Consider the following 17,596-nt stretch of genomic DNA (forward strand, 5'->3'; position numbering starts at 1 on the left):
CAATGTCCACTACTCTCACCCCCACGACCGGCCCGATCGCCGGCACCATTCCTCCGAAGGCCCCGAAGTCGACCCGCGCGTTCAGTTGGGCTCAGATGTGGGCGGCGCTCCCCGGCGCGCTGCGCAAGCTGAACCCGGCCGAGCTCTGGCGCAACCCCGTCATGTTCCTGGTATGGGTCGGCGCCGCGCTCACGACCGTGATCGCCGTGGCGGAGCCGTTCCTGGGTGGCGCCGAGGAGTCCAGCGGCACCCCGGTGCCGTTCGGCTTCACGTGGGGCATCGCGGTCTGGCTGTGGCTGACCGTACTCTTCGCCAACATCGCCGAGTCGGTCGCCGAGGGGCGCGGAAAGGCTCAGGCGGCGACGCTGCGCAAGACCCGCACCTCGACGATGGCGCGCCGCGTGCTGGCCTACGACGGGAACACGGATGCTGCCGCCACCCGCTCCGACACGGTCGAGGTCGCATCGTCCGACCTCACGCTCGGCGACATCGTCGTCGTGTCGGCCGGCGAGCTCATCCCCGGAGACGGCGACATCGTCCACGGCATCGCGACCGTCGACGAGTCCGCGATCACGGGCGAGTCCGCGCCGGTCGTACGCGAGTCGGGCGGCGACCGCTCCGCCGTCACCGGCGGCACCCGCGTGCTCTCTGACCGCATCGTCGTGCGCATCACCTCGAAGCCGGGCGAGACGTTCGTCGACCGCATGATCGCCCTCGTCGAGGGCGCCGCGCGCCAGAAGACGCCCAACGAGATCGCGCTCAACATCCTGCTCGCGAGCCTCTCGATCGTCTTCGTCATCGTCGTGCTGACGCTCAACCCGATCGCCTCGTACGCCGCGTCGCCCGTCAGCATCCCGGTGCTGATCGCGCTGCTGGTCTGCCTCATCCCCACCACGATCGGGGCGCTGCTCTCCGCCATCGGCATCGCCGGCATGGACCGCCTCGTGCAGCGCAACGTGCTCGCGATGTCGGGCCGCGCCGTCGAGGCGGCCGGCGACGTCACGACGCTGCTCCTCGACAAGACCGGCACGATCACCTACGGCAACCGCCGCGCCTCGGACTTCGTCACGATGCCCGATGCGACCGACGACGAGCTCGCGCGCGCCGCCGCGCTGTCGTCGCTGGCCGACCCGACGCCCGAGGGCGTGTCCGTGGTCGAGCTGGCCGCGATCCGCGGCATCCACGTCACCGCCCCCGACAGCGCGACCAGCGTGCCGTTCACCGCGCAGACCCGCATGAGCGGTGTCGATCTCGTCGACGGCACCCAGGTGCGCAAGGGCGCCGGATCCGCCGTGATGGCCTGGCTCGAGGCATCCGGAACCCCCGTCCCCGCGTCCGAGCGGGCGCTGCTGACGAGCGAGACCGATGCCATCGCGCAGTCAGGCGGCACGCCGCTCGTCGTCGCGACGCTCACCGCCGACGGCGACGGCCGCGTGCTCGGGGTCGTGCACCTGAAGGACATCGTCAAGGACGGGTTGCGGGCCCGTTTCGCGGAGCTGCGCGAGATGGGCATCCGGACGGTCATGATCACCGGCGACAACCCGCTGACCGCGCGGGCGATCGCGAAGGAGGCGGGCGTCGACGACTACCTCGCCGAGGCGACCCCCGAGGACAAGCTCGCGCTGATCCGCAAGGAGCAGGCCGGCGGCAACCTCGTCGCGATGACCGGCGACGGCACCAACGACGCTCCCGCGCTCGCGCAGGCCGACGTCGGCGTCGCGATGAACACCGGCACGTCGGCCGCGAAGGAGGCCGGCAACATGGTCGACCTGGATTCCGATCCGACGAAGCTCATCGACATCGTGCGCATCGGCAAGCAGCTGCTGATCACGCGCGGTGCGCTCACGACGTTCTCGCTCGCGAACGACATCGCGAAGTACTTCGCGATCATCCCCGCGATGTTCATGGGCATCTTCCCGGGCCTGGCCGCACTGAACATCATGCAGCTGAGCTCCCCGGCATCCGCGGTGACGAGCGCGATCATCTTCAACGCGATCATCATCGTCATCCTGATCCCGCTCTCGCTGCGGGGCGTCAAGTACCGCCCGGCGAGCGCGTCGAAGATCCTCAGCCGCAACCTCCTGGTCTACGGCCTCGGTGGGATCATCGCCCCCTTCATCGGCATCAAGCTCATCGACATCGTCGTGAGCCTCATCCCGGGCTTCTGAGCCCCGTCTGGAGACCACAATGTCCACCGTCACCCGCACCACTGTGCGCACCACAGGTGTCGCGCTGCGCGCCATGATCGTGTTCACCCTCGTCCTCGGCGTCGGCTACACCCTGGCCGTCACCGGCATCGGTCAGCTCGCGCTGCCGTGGCAGGCGAACGGGTCCACCGTGCAGAACGCGGCCGGAGACACCGTGGGATCAGCCCTCATCGGGCAGTCCTTCACGGATGCCGACGGCAACGCGCTGCCCGGGTACTTCCAGTCGCGCCCCTCGGCTGCCGGCGACGGCTATGACGCCGGCGCATCGAGCGGCTCGAACCTGGGCCCCGAGAACCCCGACCTCATCGGCGCGATCGAGGAACGCAAGGCGGCGATCGCCGAGCGGGAGGGCGTCGACCCGTCGGAGATCCCCGCAGACGCGGTGACGGCGTCGGGGTCGGGCCTCGACCCCCACATCAGCCCCGCGTACGCGCTGCTGCAGGTCCCCCGGGTCGCGGCCGAGCGCGGCCTCGACGAAGCCGAGGTGCGCTCCCTCGTCGACGCCCACATCCAGCAGCGCGACCTCGGCTACCTGGGAGAGCCGCGCGTGAACGTGGTCGAGCTCAACCTCGCCCTCGACGCTGCCGGCAGGTGAGACGGATGCCGACGTCGGGCTGCCGGGAGACACGAGGAGCGTCGCTGTGAAGCGCGGCAGGCTGCGCGTGCTGCTCGGTGCCGCGCCCGGCGTCGGCAAGACGTACGAGATGCTCGAAGAGGGGCGGCGGCTGCAGGAGGATGGCCGCGACGTGGTCATCGGCATCGTCGAGACCCACGGCCGCGCGGCCACCGCCGCGCAGGCCGTGGGGCTCCCGGAGATCCCCCGTCGACGACTCGCCCACCGCGGTGTGGAACTCGACGAGATGGACCTGGATGCCCTTCTGCAGCGGCACCCCTCTCTCGCCCTGGTCGACGAACTCGCACACACGAACGTTCCCGGTTCGCGCAACGCGAAGCGCTGGCAGGACGTCGAGGAGCTGCTCGCCGCAGGGATCGACGTGATCACCACCGTGAACGTGCAGCACATCGAGTCTCTCAACGACGTCGTGGAACAGATCACAGGGGTGGGGCAGCGCGAGACCGTCCCCGACTCCATCGTCCGCGGCGCCGACCAGATCGAAGTCGTCGACCTCGCCCCGCAATCCCTCCGTGACCGCCTCTCCGCCGGTGTGGTGTACCCCGCCGAGCGGATCGACGCCGCGCTGTCCAACTACTTCCGGCTGGGAAACCTCACGGCTCTGCGGGAATTGGCTCTGCTGTGGCTCGCGGACGAAGTGGATTCAGCGCTCAACGCGTATCGCGCCGAACAGGGCATCGAAGGCACGTGGCAGGCGAGAGAACGTGTCGTCGTCGCCCTCACCGGCGGCCCCGAGGGCGAGACGCTGCTGCGGCGGGGTGCCCGCATCGCGGCCCGCTCCGCCGGCGGAGAACTGCTCGCGGTGCACGTGTCGAGCCAGGACGGACTCCGAAGCACCCCGCCTGGCGCGCTGGCCGCGCACCGGGCGCTGGCCGAGTCGCTCGGCGGCACGTATCACCAGGTTGTCGGCGACGACGTCCCCCGTGCGCTGGTCGAGTTCGCACGATCCGCCAACGCGACGCAGCTCGTCCTCGGCGTGAGTCGTCGAGGGCGCTTCGCGGCCGCACTCACGGGTCCCGGCATCGGCGCGACCGTGATCCGCGAGTCCGGCGACATCGACGTGCACATCGTCACCCATGCCGCCGCGGGCGGACGTTTCCACCTCCCGAGCCTGGCCGGGCCGGCCCTCAGCGCGCGGCGCCGATTCCTCGGGTTCGCCCTGGCACTCACCGGCGGGCCGCTGCTGTCGTGGCTGCTCTTCATGTCCAGCAGCGACGACTCGATCACCGCCGACGTCCTCGCGTACCAGCTGCTGGTTGTCGTGGTCGCCCTGGTGGGCGGGATATGGCCAGCTGTCTTCGCCGCCGTGCTCTCGGGCATCACCCTGGACTTCCTCTTCGTGGATCCGATCTTCACGATCACGATCGCGGATCCCGAACATGCGCTGGCGCTCGTGCTGTACGTCGTGATCGCGATCCTGGTCAGCCTGGTGGTCGACCAGGCCGCGCGACGCGATCGAGCCGCACGGCGGGCGGTCGCCGAATCTGAGCTGATCGCGACGGTCGCCGGCAGCGTCCTGCGCGGCGAGAGCGCGGTCCCCGCATTGATCAGCCGCGCTCGAGAGGCATTCCGCCTCGCCGGGGCGCGCCTCATCGACGCTGACGGCACCGTCCTCGCCACCGACGGAGAACCAGTGGCCGACGGCAGAGCGGTCACAATGCCCGTCGGCACCGGCGGGCGCGCACGGGCGAGTCTCGAGCTGCATGGCGGGGCGGACCTGGATGCCTCGGAGCAACGCCTCCTCGACGTGATCGTCGCGCAACTCGCCGCCGCCCTCGAGCACGGCGATCTCACCGAGACCGCCCGCGAGGCCGATGCGCTGGCCGAGACCGACCAAGTCCGCAGCGCACTGCTCTCCGCCGTCAGTCACGACCTGCGCCGCCCGCTGGCCGCCGCGGTCGCCGCCGTCGGCGGTATGCGGGCGATCGACGATCAGCTGTCGGACGAAGACCGGCGGGAGCTCCTCGCGACCGCGGATGAGAGCCTCGCCACCCTCTCGCGACTCGTCACGGACCTGCTCGATGTGAGCCGCGTCGAAGCAGGCGTGCTCGCCGTCGCCCTCGAACCTGTCGACGCCGACAGCCTCGTACTCGCTGCGATCGACGAGCTGCAGCTGGGCCCCGAGACCGTGGAGCTCGCGCTCGATGAGGAAGCGGCGGCGGTCCTCGCCGACCCGGTACTGCTGCAGCGCGTGCTGGTGAACGTCCTCGGCAACGCGCACCGGCACGCCCCCGCCGGGTCGCGGGTAAGGGTGGCCACGAGCCGGCTGGGAGGGACCGCGGAGATCCGTGTCATCGATCACGGCGTCGGCATCGCCGCCAACCGGCGCGAGGATGTGTTCGCGCCGTTCCAGCGTCTCGGCGACACCGACAACCAGACCGGGCTGGGACTCGGGCTGGCGCTGTCCAAGGGCTTCACCGAAGGCATGGGCGGCACCCTCACCCCCGAAGACACCCCCGGCGGCGGACTGACCATGGTGATCGCTCTGCCCCTCGCGGCAGCGGATCGCCTGCCGAATCGCCCTGCCTATGACGGAGGCATCCTTCCATGAAGATCCTGGTCGCAGACGACGACCCGCAACTGATCCGGGCCCTGAAGATCACGCTGGCCGCACACGGATACGACGTGGTCGCCGCCCAGGACGGCGCCGCGGCCGTCACCCTCGCCGCCGAGACCCACCCCGACGTCGTCCTTCTCGACCTCGGCATGCCCCGCCTCGACGGGGTTCAGGTGATCGAGGCGCTGCGCGGCTGGTACACCGGGCCGATCATCGTCGTGTCGGGAAGAACCGGCTGGGGCGACAAGGTCGAAGCCCTGGATGCGGGCGCCGACGACTACGTCACGAAGCCGTTTCAGATCAACGAGCTGCTCGCGCGCCTTCGGGCGCTCGTGCGGCGCGCATCGACGGTGACCGGCCGCCCGATCGCCCGGTTCGGCGACGTAGAGGTCAACCTCGCGACAAAGACCGTCACCCGCGCCGGCGAGAGCGTGCATCTCACACCCACCGAGTGGCGCATGCTCGAGTTCCTCGCGCGGAACCCCGGGTCGCTGGTCACTCGCCAGACGCTCCTCAAGGACATCTGGCAGAGCGAACACGTGGCCGACTCCGGATACCTGCGCCTCTACATGTCGCAGCTGCGCAAGAAGCTCGAAGCTGACCCATCTCAACCCCAGCACCTCATCACCGAACAAGGCATGGGGTACCGACTCATCACGAACGACGCGGTGCCCTCCCCCAGCGGGCCGTGACCGCGGGGCTGCTCACTCCGGAGCGCTGTCACGGTCTGGCGGACCTGCCGACGAGGCGAGGCATGAGCGCCACCATGGCCACCATCGCGATCAGCTCGACAAGAGTCTGGGTGACGACGACCAGCGGGGAGAGTGCGAACGCCGCCGGCAGTGCAAGAGCGAGGGGAAGGACGACCAGCGAGTTGCGGGTCACGCCACTGAAGACGACTGCCCGCCGCCCCGGAACGTCCAGCCCCGCAATCGACCCGACGAGCGCACCCAGCAGTGCAGCCAGCAGCGCGAACGCCACGTAGATCGGTACGACAACGATCAATTGACTGAGAGCGCCGGCGACCGCGTACAGCTGGGAGCCGACGACGACGGCGAGAGTCAGCATCATGAGCGGGACCATCGCCGCCAGAACACCTTGCTCGAAGGTACGAGCGGCTCGGAATCGCTTGGAGAGCAGTTGCGTGATCACTGCGAGCGTGAGCGGCAGCACGATCAGAAGCAGGAACGCCTCGACGAACGGGCGAACGTCGATTTCCGACACGACGCCCGGCCCCGCCATGAGCCACAGGTAGAGAGGGAGCAGCAATATCTGCAGGAACATCAGCAAGGGCGTCGCCGCGAGCAAGCGCTCCCTCGCACCGCCAGCCAGTCCGGCGAACACAATCACATAATCGACACACGGCGTCAGCAGGACCAGCAGCACGCCCACGAGCAGCGCCTGATCGGAGACCACGAAACGGCTGAGCGCCCAGACGATGGCCGGTACCAACACAAAGTTCAGCGCGAGCACGGCTCCAAGGAATCGCACATCCCGGAACGCTGCGCCGACGGTCGTGAACGGCACCCCGAGGAAGGTCGCGTACAGCAGGAGCCCGAGCGTCGGTGTGATCGCAAGTTCCAACGGATCGGCAAGCGTAGGGACGGCCAGGCCCACGACGGCCCCGACAAGAATCGCGCCGAGGTAGAGCGCGACCTGGTGGCGCTCCCACCAGGCGACCGCGCTACGCATCTCCCCACACTGCCTGGACCCCAGCGCGCACTCAAATCCGTGCGAACGGACCAGCGAATTCGGAGATGTGCAGCGGCCGTCCAGCGGTCGGCAGCGTGCATACGTCGGGCGACTCCGCCACAAGGTTCTCGAACTCGGTCATGACCCAACGCTAAGACTCCGTTTGGAAGCTGGGGGCAGCCCGCGTCGACGGCATCCTCCCCGGCGCGGGCTCCGACGGCGAACCACACGCGTCTGAGCCGCACCGGTCACTGCGCCGCCCTGGTCGACGATGGGCACTCCCCCGACGCCTCACTCACTCGCGTCCCCACGATACGAAATGACCCGCTCGCGGCGAGACGGAACTGCTACCGCTACGGAGGCAGTAAAGAATGCGGCAATGCACGCAGGCACTTATCAGTGACACGCCCGGATACCTTGAGAACACTGGGCACGCGTGACAACCTGGTTACATGGTCCGCGGACGCCGAAATTCCAAGCGTGAAGCCGCGCAGGGGCGCGAAGCTGAGGCCCACGAACGAGCCGAGCGCGCCCGTCGCGACGCGGACGCACGATCAGCGGAAGCGCGCCGGTTGGCGCGCAAATGGGGCGACACTCGTGCAGGTCTCGATCGTCTGAGCACACTCAGCCGCGACCTGGAGAAGCTTCACCGCGAAGAGGCGAAGCTCCTGCACGAACGCGACGAACTCGTGTCATGGCTCCGGGGTCGAGGGCAGACCTGGGTTGCGTTGAGCTCGCGGACGAAGCTCAGCCGGCAGGCCCTGATGAAGAGGGGCGTGATCCCTCAGTGAGTCGTGCTCATAGGTCGATAGGACCCGGTGACGGCACATGGTCAGGCAGACCGCCATCAAGGATGCGTTGCACCATCTCAACGGCACGGTCGCTGAGCGCATCGCCCGCGTAGTAGTCCTCGTAGAGGTCCTCCGCCGCCTCGAGCGTCGCGACATCACACAGGCGGAGCAACTGGCGGATGTCGTTGGTGTCCCGGCCGGGCCTATTGGCGCGGAGCTTCATCGCGAGCAGTGTCTCTTTGGACGCCACCTGGATCATGATGCTGTCCTGGTCGTAGATCGTCTCCCACTCGACGGCGCGGCGGCCGAACGTTGGCAACGCGTCGGCCCGCTCGACCGCGAAGTTAAGCCAAGACGGATCCCATCCACGGTGAGCCGCGACGCGTGCCGCGGCCTCAGCCACCGCTTCATCGCTGCCGGGCTGGATGTGCAGCGAATCGAGGTCCTGTGTGGTGCCGCGGTCGAAGTAGCGAAGGGCGAGTGCGGCACCACCGACCAGTCGGATGCCGGCGACCTTGCCCGCATCACGCAGCTCTGCGATGAGTTCGCGCAGCCCGCCGATGATGTCGTCACGGTTGAGCGAGGTCGCCACGATCAGACGCTCGCGAAGGTGTCACCCCATACGTGCACGCCTCGTTCCGCGAACTCCTTCGGCACCTCCGACTCTGGTGGAGCGGGGTCGGCTGGATCGACGTCGAGGGTTCGAGGGGTGCTGAGGTGCCGACTGGGCGCGTTCACCCAGTCGGGCGCGGGAAGTCCCTCCTCGCGCAAACGCCATGCCACGAGGCCGGCGATCGCCGCATCCCACACGGGATCCTTGGTGGACTCCGGCTCTGCCAGCCCGAGCACGCCGCGGACAAGCCCTCGCTCGGCGACCAGGTTGTCGTTGAGCTGCAGGAGCGCCCGCAGCGCGCGGTCCTTGTCTTTGACGCCGAGCTGCTCGCGGATCTCGACGGCGACTGTCGCGGCGTCGTCGCGCTGGGTGGGTGCCGAGTACAAGCGGTGCCCTGCGCCGGCGAGCAGGCGTTGGATAGTGCTGAACTCTGCATCGCGGCCACCTTCAGAGCGAGAAACGCTGCTCTGATCGAGGTGGGTACGTTCAGCGAGTTGCTGCTGAGTGAGCCTGCGGCTCTTTCGGGCAGCGCGCACGAGTGTCGAAGCGGCGGTCATGAGCACCTCCCCGGATTATGTCGTTGACAACATATTCTACGCGACAGCGTCAAGGGCCGGCCGCCAGGACCCGAAATTCGACCGCGCGGCCCATCGGTCGCCGACGCCGCCTGGGCCTGATGTGCACGCATGGCTCAGTCGATCGACCCTCGTGGCACAGTTGAGGCACACTAACCGGCGACACGCCGCGCAGATCGATGCAGGAGAACGTCGGAGACCCTAAGCAGGGGCATCCCGAAAACCGCGGAATTACGCGGCAAAACGGCCCATTCGCGCCTCAGAAAATGAGAGTTCGAATCCCCCATCCTCCGCCACTGTGATCCCGATGTTTCCAAGGGGTTGAGCGCTGTTCATGGTTGCGCCACCCGCTCGGGAAGAAGATCTTCGATCAGCGACTCGATCCGGCGGCGGATCTCATCGCGAATCGGACGCACCGCCTCGATCCCTTGGCCTGCCGGGTCGTCGAGCTCCCAATCCTCGTAGCGCTTGCCGGGGAAGATCGGGCACGCGTCGCCGCAGCCCATCGTGATGACGACATCCGATTCCTTCACGGCGTCCACTGTCAGCACCTTCGGCGTGTTGCCGGCGATGTCGATGCCTTCCTCCGCCATGGCCTCGACAGCCACCGGGTTGATGACGTCCTTCGGCGCGGAGCCCGCGGAGAGCACCTCGACGTCGTCGCCACCGAGGGCGCGCAGGTAGCCGGCGGCCATCTGCGACCGCCCGGCGTTGTGCACGCAGACGAACAGAACGGTGGGCTTGTCACTCATGACGGTCTCGCTTTCTCTCAGAAGAAAGAATAGATGGTCATCTATCTATTCACCGAACCAGCCCGGATAACTCTCGGGAACGGCCACGTTCAACCGGCGTGCACGGTCGTGCTGCGTCGCTCGATGAGGAGCGTGTCGCGCCAGGCGCCTGCGCGCGGGCCGGTGTGTGACCGCGCGATGCGCTCGCGTCGACCCACCACGCGGAAGCCGGCCGCCTCGTGGAGTCTGAGGCTCGCAGCGTTCTCCGGGAAGATGCTCGACTGAATCGTCCAGATCCCTGCGTCCTCGGCGGCGTCGACGAACACGTCCAGGAGGCGGCGACCGAGGCCCAGTCCGCGAGCACTCCGATCGATGTAGACCGAATGCTCGACGACGCCGCGGTACGCCGGGCGGGAGGACACCGGCGACGCGGCGATCCACCCGAGGAGTGCGCCGGTCTCGTCCTCGGCGACGAACCGCAGTGCGGGCAGCTTCCCCGCATCGAACGCCTCCCAGGTCGGGGTTGCGACCTCGAAAGTCGCTTCCCCGTCCTCGATCCCCTGTTGGTAGATCCGCTCGACCGCTGGCCAGTCGGCGGGCGTCATCTCACGAACCTGAGTCATGAACAGCATCCACCGCCGTTGCCTGCGTCGGTGGAGCAGACCCCTGTCGCGGGGAGGACGAGTTCCACGTTCGACGCGGACGCGGTGTCGCCTGCGAGCCATGCCGTCACCGAGCGCACCTGCTCGTATCCGGTGGCGAGCAGGAATGTCGGCGCGCGTCCGTAGGACTTCATACCGACGATGAAGAACCCCTGCTCCGGGTGCGTCAACTCGCGGAACCCATGTGGCTCGACCGTGCCGCAGGAGTGCACGTTCGGGTCGATGAGGGGAGCCAGCCGTCTGGGCGCTTCGACGATGTCGTCCAACTCGAGGCGGATCTCCCGGAGGATGTCGAGGTTCGGCCGGAACCCGGTGGCGTTCACGACGATGTCGGTTTCGTGACTGACCACGTCGTCATCGTGATGGCCGACCAGTTCGACCGCGCCACCCGCGCGACGGGCACGGATGATCTCGAAGCCGTCGATGAGCGCGACGTCGCCGCGTTCCACCGCGCGGTCGACGCGGTTGCCGAGGTTCGCGCGACCGATCAACTCGTCGTCGGGCGAGGAGGAGACCCGCACCGCCATCGCAGTGCGGATCAGCCAAGTCACCGTGGTGCCGGCCTCCTCGCGAGCGAGCTGCACCAGGGCCAGCAGCGTGTTCGCGGCTGAGTGGCCTGCTCCCACGACTGTCACGCGCCGACCCGCGAACGTCGATCGGTCCCTGCCGAGGACGTCGGGCAGGGCAGGAGTTACGTGGTCGGCGATCTCGGTCATGCCGAGCAACTCGAGCCCGCTCGACGAGAGCGAGTTCGGCGAGAGGTAGGTCCCCGACGCATCGATCACGGCGCGCGCCGAGAAGTCTTCCACGTCGCCTCCGACGGTGCGGATGCGCACTGCGAAAGGAGTGGCGGCACGACTCGCCGTCCGCGTGCGATCCATGCCCTCGCGGCTGACGCCGATCACCTCGACACCGGTGCGGATCCGTGGGGCGATCTGCTCGAGGGCGGCGAGCGGTGCGACGTAGTTCTCGACGAGTTCGGTCCCCGTCGGCGCACGCTCCGGGTCGGGCACCTCCCACCCGCGTCCTTCGAGGAGGCGACGCGAGGCCGGGTCGACGAGGTGCTTCCAGGGCGAGAACAGTCTGGTGTGCCCCCACGAGCGGACACTGGCCGCCACGTCGGCGCCCGCTTCGAAGACGATGAAGTCGATGCCTCGCTCGACCAGGTTCGCGGCGGCGGCCAGCCCGACCGGGCCGGCGCCGATGATCGCAACGGGCAGAGTCGACAGCGGGCTGGCATCGGCGGCGCGAGGCGTCAAGTCAAGCAGGGTCACAACGTCCTCCAGCGGATATCGATGAACTTCGATACAGATTCTGGGCCCATCTATCGACATGTGTCAATATCGACTAATCTCGATGCATGACCACGATGCTCGACGTGACGGACGTCACCGCCGGCGTGTGCTGCACACCCCTGGTTCGCGAGCCGCTGACAGCCGACGAAGCCGAGCAGCTCGCCGTGACCATGAAGGCTCTCGCCGACCCGACCCGGCTCCGACTGCTGTCCATCGTCGCTGCGTCAGAGGACTCCGAAGCGTGCGTCTGCGACCTGATCGAGCCAGTCGGACTCAGCCAGCCCACGGTGTCCCACCACCTGAAGATTCTCACGACCGCGGGGTTTCTGACCCGCAGCAAGCGCGGCACCTGGGCCTACTTCAAGCTCGTCCCTGGCGCACTCGACCGCGTCTCGCAGCTCCTCGTCGCCTCGTGAGCCACACCATTCGCGCCGCCGCCGGTGAGTTCCTCGGCAGCGCGGGACTCGCCGCTGTCGTCCTCGGGTCGGGCATCGCCGCACAACGCCTCTCCCCCGACGACGTCGGCCTGCAGCTCTTCGAGAACGCGTTCGCCACCGCCCTCGGCCTGGCCGTTCTGATCCTCGTCTTCGCGACCGTGTCGGGATCCCATTTCAACCCGGTTGTCACCCTCGTCGACATCACTCTCCACCGACGGACCTGGCCCACCGCGGCCGTCTATGTGCCCGCCCAAGTGCTCGGTTGCATCGCCGGCGCCGTGCTCGCCAATCTGATGTTCGACGTGCCGGCTTTCGCGTGGAGCACGACCGACCGCTCGGCCTGGCCGTTGCTGCTGTCGGAGGTGGTCGCGACCGCCGGGCTGATCATGCTGATCTTCGCGCTGGTGCGCACCGGACGCTCGCATCTCGCCGCCCCCGCGGTCGGCGCGTACATCGGGGCGGCGTACTTCTTCACCTCGTCGACGAGCTTCGCGAATCCCGCCATCACGATCGGCCGCATGTTCAGCGACACCTTCGCCGGAATCGCCCCCGCCTCCGTGCTTCCGTTCATCGGAGCACAGCTGCTCGGCGCGGCGCTGGGATATGCAGCTGTCCGGGTGTTCTTCCCTGGAGCTGTTCTCGAGCCCGCGGTCGCCCGAGGCTGATGTTGTGACGCCCCCGCGACACTGATGCGTCATTCCGCCGCGGACGTGCACTGTCGGCAACCGACGTCCCTCGGATGACCCTTGCGCCTCACGGATGTCCGCGTAGCGTGTGGAGGAAGAAGCGACGGCGCAGTCGAATGGAGGTGTCCTCGGTGGGAAAGCTGATCTACGAGAACGCCGTCAAGGTCGACTTCGAAGACCGTGCACTGGCTCACCTGCAGCTCGTCATCACGACCAAGCTGCGGCGAAGGGAAGGGTTCCACTTCACCTGGAAGGACGATGCCCGCTTCGGCAACGGGCGAACCTCGGTGTGGATACACCCCGAGGCCAGCCTGGTCTTCAAGTACTACGGGTCCCGTCCGCCCCGTCTCAACCACGCCTGGCTCGAGGCCCTCGTCGCCGCGGCCAACTCGCCGGCAGGTCTCTACCTCGTCGCTGAACCGGTTGAACCCACCGAGTCGCACGACATCAGCGAACTCCTGACCGCCGACGTATAGCCCGCCCGGTCGGCGCCGCGCGAGAAGTCGTGCGCTTCCCGCATGCCAGGGCACGCGGACGGCGCTCGTCGCCGTCACTCGTGCTCCGGCAGAAGCGGAGTCGACCAGCCGGGGTCGCGGCCGAGCTGCGCCGCGCGGGAGACGGATGCTGCGCCGAAGCGATCGCGCACGGCATCGAGCACCGTGTCCAGGCGCACGCCGTCGTCCCAATCGATCGGGAGCTCTGACGGGACACTGTCGACGCGGCCGAGCTGCGACAGCGAGACGCCGATGAGGGTGATGCCGCGTGCTGCGATCTCGGGCTGCGCGACAGCCAGCAACCCCTGCGCGACAGCGAGGATCAGCGCGGTGCGATCGGTGGGCGAGCGGAACGAGCGGGAGCGCGTGGCCTTCGTGTAGTCGCCGTACCGGAGGCGCAGCACGACCGTTCGACAGACGCGATCGCCGTCGCGCAGGCGACGCGCGAGCCGATCGACGATCTGTGTGAGGATGACCTCCAGCTCGTCGGCCGTGCGTGGGCGGGTGCCGAGCGCACGCTGTGAACCGATGGACCCGCGGCGCCGCGTGGTGTCGACCGGGCGCGGATCGCGCAGCCGGGCCAGCGCATGCAGGTGCGCTCCGGCCGCTCTGCCGAGCAGCCTCTCGGCTGTCGCAGCCTCGAGCTCGGCCAGCTGCCCGACAGTGTGGATGCCGAGGCGGTGGAGCTTCTCGGCAGTGACGGCACCCACGCCCCACAGCCGTTCCACCGGCAGCGGGAGCAGGAACTCCTCTTCCCGTCCGGGATCGACCAGGAGCAGCCCGTCGGGCTTGCTGACGGCGCTGGCGACCTTGGCGAGGAACTTGGTGCGGGCGATCCCGACCGAGATGGGCAGCCCGACCTCCGCACGAACCCGCTCCCGCAGACGCACGGCGACCTGCTCGGGCGTACCCGCGATGCGCCGCAGGCCGCCCACCTCGAGGAACGCCTCATCGATGGAGAGCCCCTCGACGAGCGGCGTCGTATCGCGGAAGATCGCGAAGACGGCTTTGCTCGCCGCGGAGTACGCCTCCATACGTGGCGGCACGATCACGGCATCGGGGCACAGATCGCGAGCCTGACGGCCTCCCATGGCCGTGCGCACGCCTCGAGCCTTCGCCTCGTAGCTTGCCGCCAGCACCACGCCCCCGCCGACGATGACCGGCCGACCGCGCAACGCGGGCGCATCGCGTTGCTCGACCGATGCATAGAAGGCATCGAGATCCGCATGGAGCACTGTCGCCTCGCCCCGCATGCCGCCTCCCATCGAACATTTGTTCTGAGAATCGTCGCACCGACCGACGACATCGGCGACACCCTCCGTGCCCCTTACGCCTCTTCCGTCGGATTGGCTAGGGGGTCACTGATCTGCGGACCGCTTCCTAGCGTGGGTGTCGGAGCGACCACCCCGGTCGATCTCCGCATCCATCCCTCGCATGAAGACAAGGAGCACTCATGTCCTCGAGTTGGGACGCCTGGGACTACCGCCAGTCGGTCGATCGCGGGGCCGGTTCCCGCGACCCGGTGGGATACCACGTGGAGGCCACGGATGGCAGCATCGGAAAGATCGACGAGGCGAGCAACGATGCCGGCAGCAGCCGGCTCGTCGTCGACACCGGGCCGTGGATCTTCGGCCGGAAGGTGATTCTTCCGGCCGGGACAGTCGAACGTGTCGACGACGAAGAGGAGAAGGTCTACGTCGATCTCACGAAGGACCAGATCAAGAACTCTCCGGAGTGGGACCAGTCCACGACGGGTCAGGATGACGCGTACCGCGGCCAGCTGGACACCTACTACGGCGACTTCTACCGCTGACCGGATCGGACGGCCTGATGGTCGTCATTCTCACCTGCTGAAGGAAACGGGGCGCAGCCTTGCGGCTGCACCCCGTTTCGTCTGCCCGGGACTAACCCCTGCTCGGGACCCGGTTCTCGGAGCTGACCATCCATGCGTACTGTTCGAGCTTCTCGAGGATCTGGTGCAGCAGATCCGCGCTGGTGGGATCCTCTTCGTCGACCGCATCGTGTACGTCCCGACAGGTGCCGACCGTGTTCTCGAGCCGTTCCGTGATGAGGTCGATCACGTCGGTCGTGTCGATCTCGCCCTGCGGGAATTCGGGGAGGCTGGTGGTTTCGGCGACGGTGTCGCTGCGACCGTCGGGAAGGGCATGCAGCGCCCGCATGCGCTCGGCGACGGCGTCGCTGAATTCACGCGCCGACTCGATGATCTCGTCCAGCTGGCGGTGCGTGTCGCGGAAGTTCTTGCCGACGACGTTCCAGTGGGCCTGCTTGCCCTGCGACGCGAGTTCGATGAGATCGACGAGCACCTTCTGGAGGTTGTCGCTGAGTGTGGCGGAAGCGGTGAACCCGCTCTCGGCGTTCTGCTCCTTTGTGAGCTGGGCGCCACGAGCGGGCCGCCGCTTGTTACGCGTGGCGGATGTGTTCGAGTTCTTCGTCGTCGAGTTCTTCGTCGTGGTTGCCATGACGCCGACCGTACGGACCGAACCCGTCACACGAGCAGGGATTGTGCGTGCTCGACGGTCGTGCTAGTCGATCTCAAGATCGGCACGGCGGTGCTCACATGGACGCCTCGGACGCGATGCGCTCGCCGATCGGAGTCGGAGCGCTCCCCTGCGGCTGGCGGAACATCTCGGTCCACCGGATACCGTCCCAATAGCGCTCCGTCCCCTGCACGCGCGTGGGGTACCAGCCGGCCTTCGCCGTAGCCGGGGCCGAGTCGGACATGGGTCGATCCTTTCGTCGCGCGGAGCCCGACCCGCCCCTGGACGTGATGCGCCCAGGGGCGAGCCGCCGCAGTGCTGTGGACCGGGTACCCCCGCGTAACGAGTACGCCCCCAACCCGCACCGGCTCGAGGACGACGGGCCGCGCCGCCGGCTCGTCAGCCCCACACACTGACGAGGAACGTGGCCGTTCGGGTTCAACCGCGACACGACGAGCGCATTCGTCCTCTATGGAGACTCTATGATGTGCTTATCTGTTTGGTATAGCCTCTTTAAGGCGTCTCTCAGGGGTTTCCCTGGCCGTGCTAAGGTGCCCCCATGGCGCGCCCCTACGGAGATCCCGTCGAGATCATCACCGCTCCCGTTCCCGCTCAGTCGCCGTTCATCCCGGCTGACGCCAAGATCGTGGTCGGAGCCGTGGCTCCGGCATCCCCCGATCCCATCCCGATCGTGCTGCTCCCGGGTTTCGAGTACCGGATGCACGAATGGCGGCACCCCGACACGCACGAGATCCACTGGCGGCTCGAACGCCGCAGGGCGTCACGACTGTCCGACGACCAGTAGACCGTGAGTGAGCGTTCAGTACGCGAGGATCTCATCCAGCAGGTGCCGCACACGACTTTCGATGTCGTCACGGATGCCGCGCACCGCATCCATCGGCTTGCCGACGGGGTCTTCGAGCGGCCAGTCCACATACCGCCGGCCGGGGAAGACGGGGCAGGCGTCGCCGCATCCCATCGTGACCACCACGTCCGCGGCACGGACGACGTCATCGGTGAGTGGCTTCGGGAACTCCCCGCCGACCGACACGCCGATCTCGTCGAGCGCCTGGACGATCGACGACCGCACCTCCGACCCCGGCGCCGAGCCCGCACTGCGCACCCCGACCCGGTCGCCCGCGAGGTGCCGCAGGATCCCCGAGGCCAGCTGCGATCGCCCCGAGTTCTGCACGCACACGAAGAGCACTTCGGGCCGGGCGGGCAGATCGCCTTGCGCTCGGCTGAGCGCTTCCAGCCGGGTCGCCGCGAACGAGGCCGTGCGCGATGCGAGGAGCGGCGAACTCGACCCGCTCGCGAGCAGGTCGTAGCTGGTCTGGACGCTCTCCCGCACGGTCTCGGGACTGAAGGTTCCGCGGAATCGCAGCGCGAGATCGTCGATGATCCGCTCGAGGTCGGTCGCTCCCGGCACGGTGCCGGCGTCGCCGATGAGGGCGTTCACGCGATCGACCTGCTCCGGCGCGATCGAATACCAGACTCTCCGGCCGTCGCGCTCCCGCACGACGACGCCTTCCGACAGCAGCGCCTTCATATGGTGGCTCACGGTGGGCTGCCGGAGATCGAGCGCGTCAGCGAGCTTTCCGACCAGGGCGTGCCCGCCGTCCGCGTCACGGATCAAGCGAAGGATGCGGGCACGGGTCGGGTCGGCGAGAACTGTAAGTCCGCGCTGGGCCGCGCCTTTCATAGACCGAAGTCTATCGACGCCT

Annotated in this window: 19 protein-coding genes and 1 pseudogene; 9 read left to right on the top strand and 11 right to left on the bottom strand. The window is 68.1% G+C overall.

The genetic code is table 11. From position 1 onward, the window contains the following. The first annotated feature begins 2 nt into the window (after positions 1–2). The 4 genes from kdpB to ACVN90_RS14385 are packed head-to-tail and all read left to right on the top strand — an operon-like array spanning position 3 to position 6,090. Complete coding sequence (gene kdpB, locus ACVN90_RS14370) at positions 3–2,168, top strand: potassium-transporting ATPase subunit KdpB (RefSeq protein ID WP_475098893.1); 2,166 nt, start codon at positions 3–5, stop codon at positions 2,166–2,168. A gap of 19 nt (positions 2,169–2,187) precedes the next feature. Beyond that, entirely contained in the window at positions 2,188–2,802 is a 615-nt protein-coding gene (kdpC, locus tag ACVN90_RS14375; protein WP_475098894.1) for a potassium-transporting ATPase subunit KdpC, read from the top strand. A 46-nt stretch (positions 2,803–2,848) separates the two neighbouring features. After that, entirely contained in the window at positions 2,849–5,392 is a 2,544-nt protein-coding gene (locus tag ACVN90_RS14380; protein WP_475098895.1) for a DUF4118 domain-containing protein, read from the top strand. Next, a complete protein-coding gene (locus tag ACVN90_RS14385) occupies positions 5,389–6,090 on the top strand; it encodes a response regulator transcription factor (protein WP_475098896.1) in 702 nt (233 codons plus the stop codon). The genes ACVN90_RS14380 and ACVN90_RS14385 overlap by 4 nt, the downstream gene beginning before the upstream one ends. A gap of 28 nt (positions 6,091–6,118) precedes the next feature. Here the strand turns inward: ACVN90_RS14385 and ACVN90_RS14390 are convergent, their stop codons facing one another. The 7 genes and pseudogenes from ACVN90_RS14390 to ACVN90_RS14420 all read right to left on the bottom strand — a co-directional run bounded on the left by ACVN90_RS14390 (position 6,119) and on the right by ACVN90_RS14420 (position 11,721). After that, a complete protein-coding gene (locus tag ACVN90_RS14390; protein ID WP_475098897.1) occupies positions 6,119–7,090 on the bottom strand; it encodes an arsenic resistance protein in 972 nt (323 codons plus the stop codon). A 798-nt stretch (positions 7,091–7,888) separates the two neighbouring features. Next, positions 7,889–8,473, bottom strand: a complete 585-nt coding sequence (locus ACVN90_RS14395) for a hypothetical protein (protein ID WP_475098898.1) — start codon at positions 8,471–8,473, stop codon at positions 7,889–7,891. Between the two features lie 2 nt (positions 8,474–8,475). Next, positions 8,476–8,880, bottom strand: coding sequence for a hypothetical protein (locus ACVN90_RS14400; RefSeq protein WP_475102174.1), 405 nt, complete (start codon positions 8,878–8,880; stop codon positions 8,476–8,478). Positions 8,881–8,904: 24 nt separating this feature from the next. Further along, a pseudogene (locus ACVN90_RS14405) lies at positions 8,905–9,051 on the bottom strand (helix-turn-helix domain-containing protein); the annotation flags it as partial. 350 nt (positions 9,052–9,401) lie between these two features. Continuing rightward, positions 9,402–9,821, bottom strand: a complete 420-nt coding sequence (locus ACVN90_RS14410; RefSeq protein WP_475098899.1) for an arsenate reductase ArsC — start codon at positions 9,819–9,821, stop codon at positions 9,402–9,404. Between the two features lie 89 nt (positions 9,822–9,910). Next, the gene (locus tag ACVN90_RS14415; protein ID WP_475098900.1) at positions 9,911–10,423 is read right to left on the bottom strand and encodes an N-acetyltransferase family protein; all 513 of its coding nucleotides are present in this window, start codon (positions 10,421–10,423) and stop codon (positions 9,911–9,913) included. Further along, entirely contained in the window at positions 10,420–11,721 is a 1,302-nt protein-coding gene (locus ACVN90_RS14420) for an FAD-dependent oxidoreductase (RefSeq protein WP_475098901.1), read from the bottom strand. Before ACVN90_RS14420 ends, ACVN90_RS14415 begins: the two co-directional genes overlap by 4 nt. Before the next feature lie 101 nt (positions 11,722–11,822). Between ACVN90_RS14420 and ACVN90_RS14425 the strand changes: the two genes are divergently transcribed. The 3 genes from ACVN90_RS14425 (at position 11,823) to ACVN90_RS14435 (ending at position 13,356) form a co-directional block, all read left to right on the top strand. Beyond that, entirely contained in the window at positions 11,823–12,173 is a 351-nt protein-coding gene (locus tag ACVN90_RS14425) for a metalloregulator ArsR/SmtB family transcription factor (protein WP_475098902.1), read from the top strand. Beyond that, a complete protein-coding gene (locus tag ACVN90_RS14430) occupies positions 12,170–12,859 on the top strand; it encodes an aquaporin (RefSeq protein ID WP_475098903.1) in 690 nt (229 codons plus the stop codon). The genes ACVN90_RS14425 and ACVN90_RS14430 overlap by 4 nt, the downstream gene beginning before the upstream one ends. 152 nt (positions 12,860–13,011) lie before the next feature. Next, positions 13,012–13,356 (top strand): DUF7882 family protein, encoded by a 345-nt coding sequence (locus ACVN90_RS14435; RefSeq protein ID WP_475098904.1) that lies wholly within the window; start codon positions 13,012–13,014, stop codon positions 13,354–13,356. 74 nt (positions 13,357–13,430) lie between these two features. Here the strand turns inward: ACVN90_RS14435 and dinB are convergent, their stop codons facing one another. Then, complete coding sequence (dinB, locus tag ACVN90_RS14440) at positions 13,431–14,627, bottom strand: DNA polymerase IV (RefSeq protein ID WP_475102136.1); 1,197 nt, start codon at positions 14,625–14,627, stop codon at positions 13,431–13,433. A gap of 200 nt (positions 14,628–14,827) precedes the next feature. Between dinB and ACVN90_RS14445 the strand changes: the two genes are divergently transcribed. Continuing rightward, positions 14,828–15,187: a PRC-barrel domain-containing protein gene (locus ACVN90_RS14445; protein ID WP_475098905.1), complete on the top strand. Its 360-nt coding sequence runs from the start codon at positions 14,828–14,830 to the stop codon at positions 15,185–15,187. Between the two features lie 91 nt (positions 15,188–15,278). On the opposite strand, the gene ACVN90_RS14450 is transcribed toward ACVN90_RS14445, so the two are convergent. Beyond that, complete coding sequence (locus ACVN90_RS14450; RefSeq protein WP_475098906.1) at positions 15,279–15,854, bottom strand: Dps family protein; 576 nt, start codon at positions 15,852–15,854, stop codon at positions 15,279–15,281. 94 nt (positions 15,855–15,948) lie between these two features. Next, positions 15,949–16,116, bottom strand: a complete 168-nt coding sequence (locus ACVN90_RS14455) for a DUF2510 domain-containing protein (RefSeq protein ID WP_475098907.1) — start codon at positions 16,114–16,116, stop codon at positions 15,949–15,951. A 315-nt stretch (positions 16,117–16,431) separates the two neighbouring features. Between ACVN90_RS14455 and ACVN90_RS14460 the strand changes: the two genes are divergently transcribed. Next, positions 16,432–16,677 carry a hypothetical protein gene (locus ACVN90_RS14460; protein ID WP_374975252.1) on the top strand — a complete coding sequence of 82 codons (246 nt, stop codon included), beginning with the start codon at positions 16,432–16,434 and terminating at the stop codon, positions 16,675–16,677. 15 nt (positions 16,678–16,692) lie between these two features. Here the strand turns inward: ACVN90_RS14460 and ACVN90_RS14465 are convergent, their stop codons facing one another. Further along, a complete protein-coding gene (locus ACVN90_RS14465) occupies positions 16,693–17,574 on the bottom strand; it encodes a metalloregulator ArsR/SmtB family transcription factor (RefSeq protein WP_475098908.1) in 882 nt (293 codons plus the stop codon). Positions 17,575–17,596: the final 22 nt, after the last annotated feature.

The organism is Microbacterium sp. F01 (assembly GCF_056156365.1).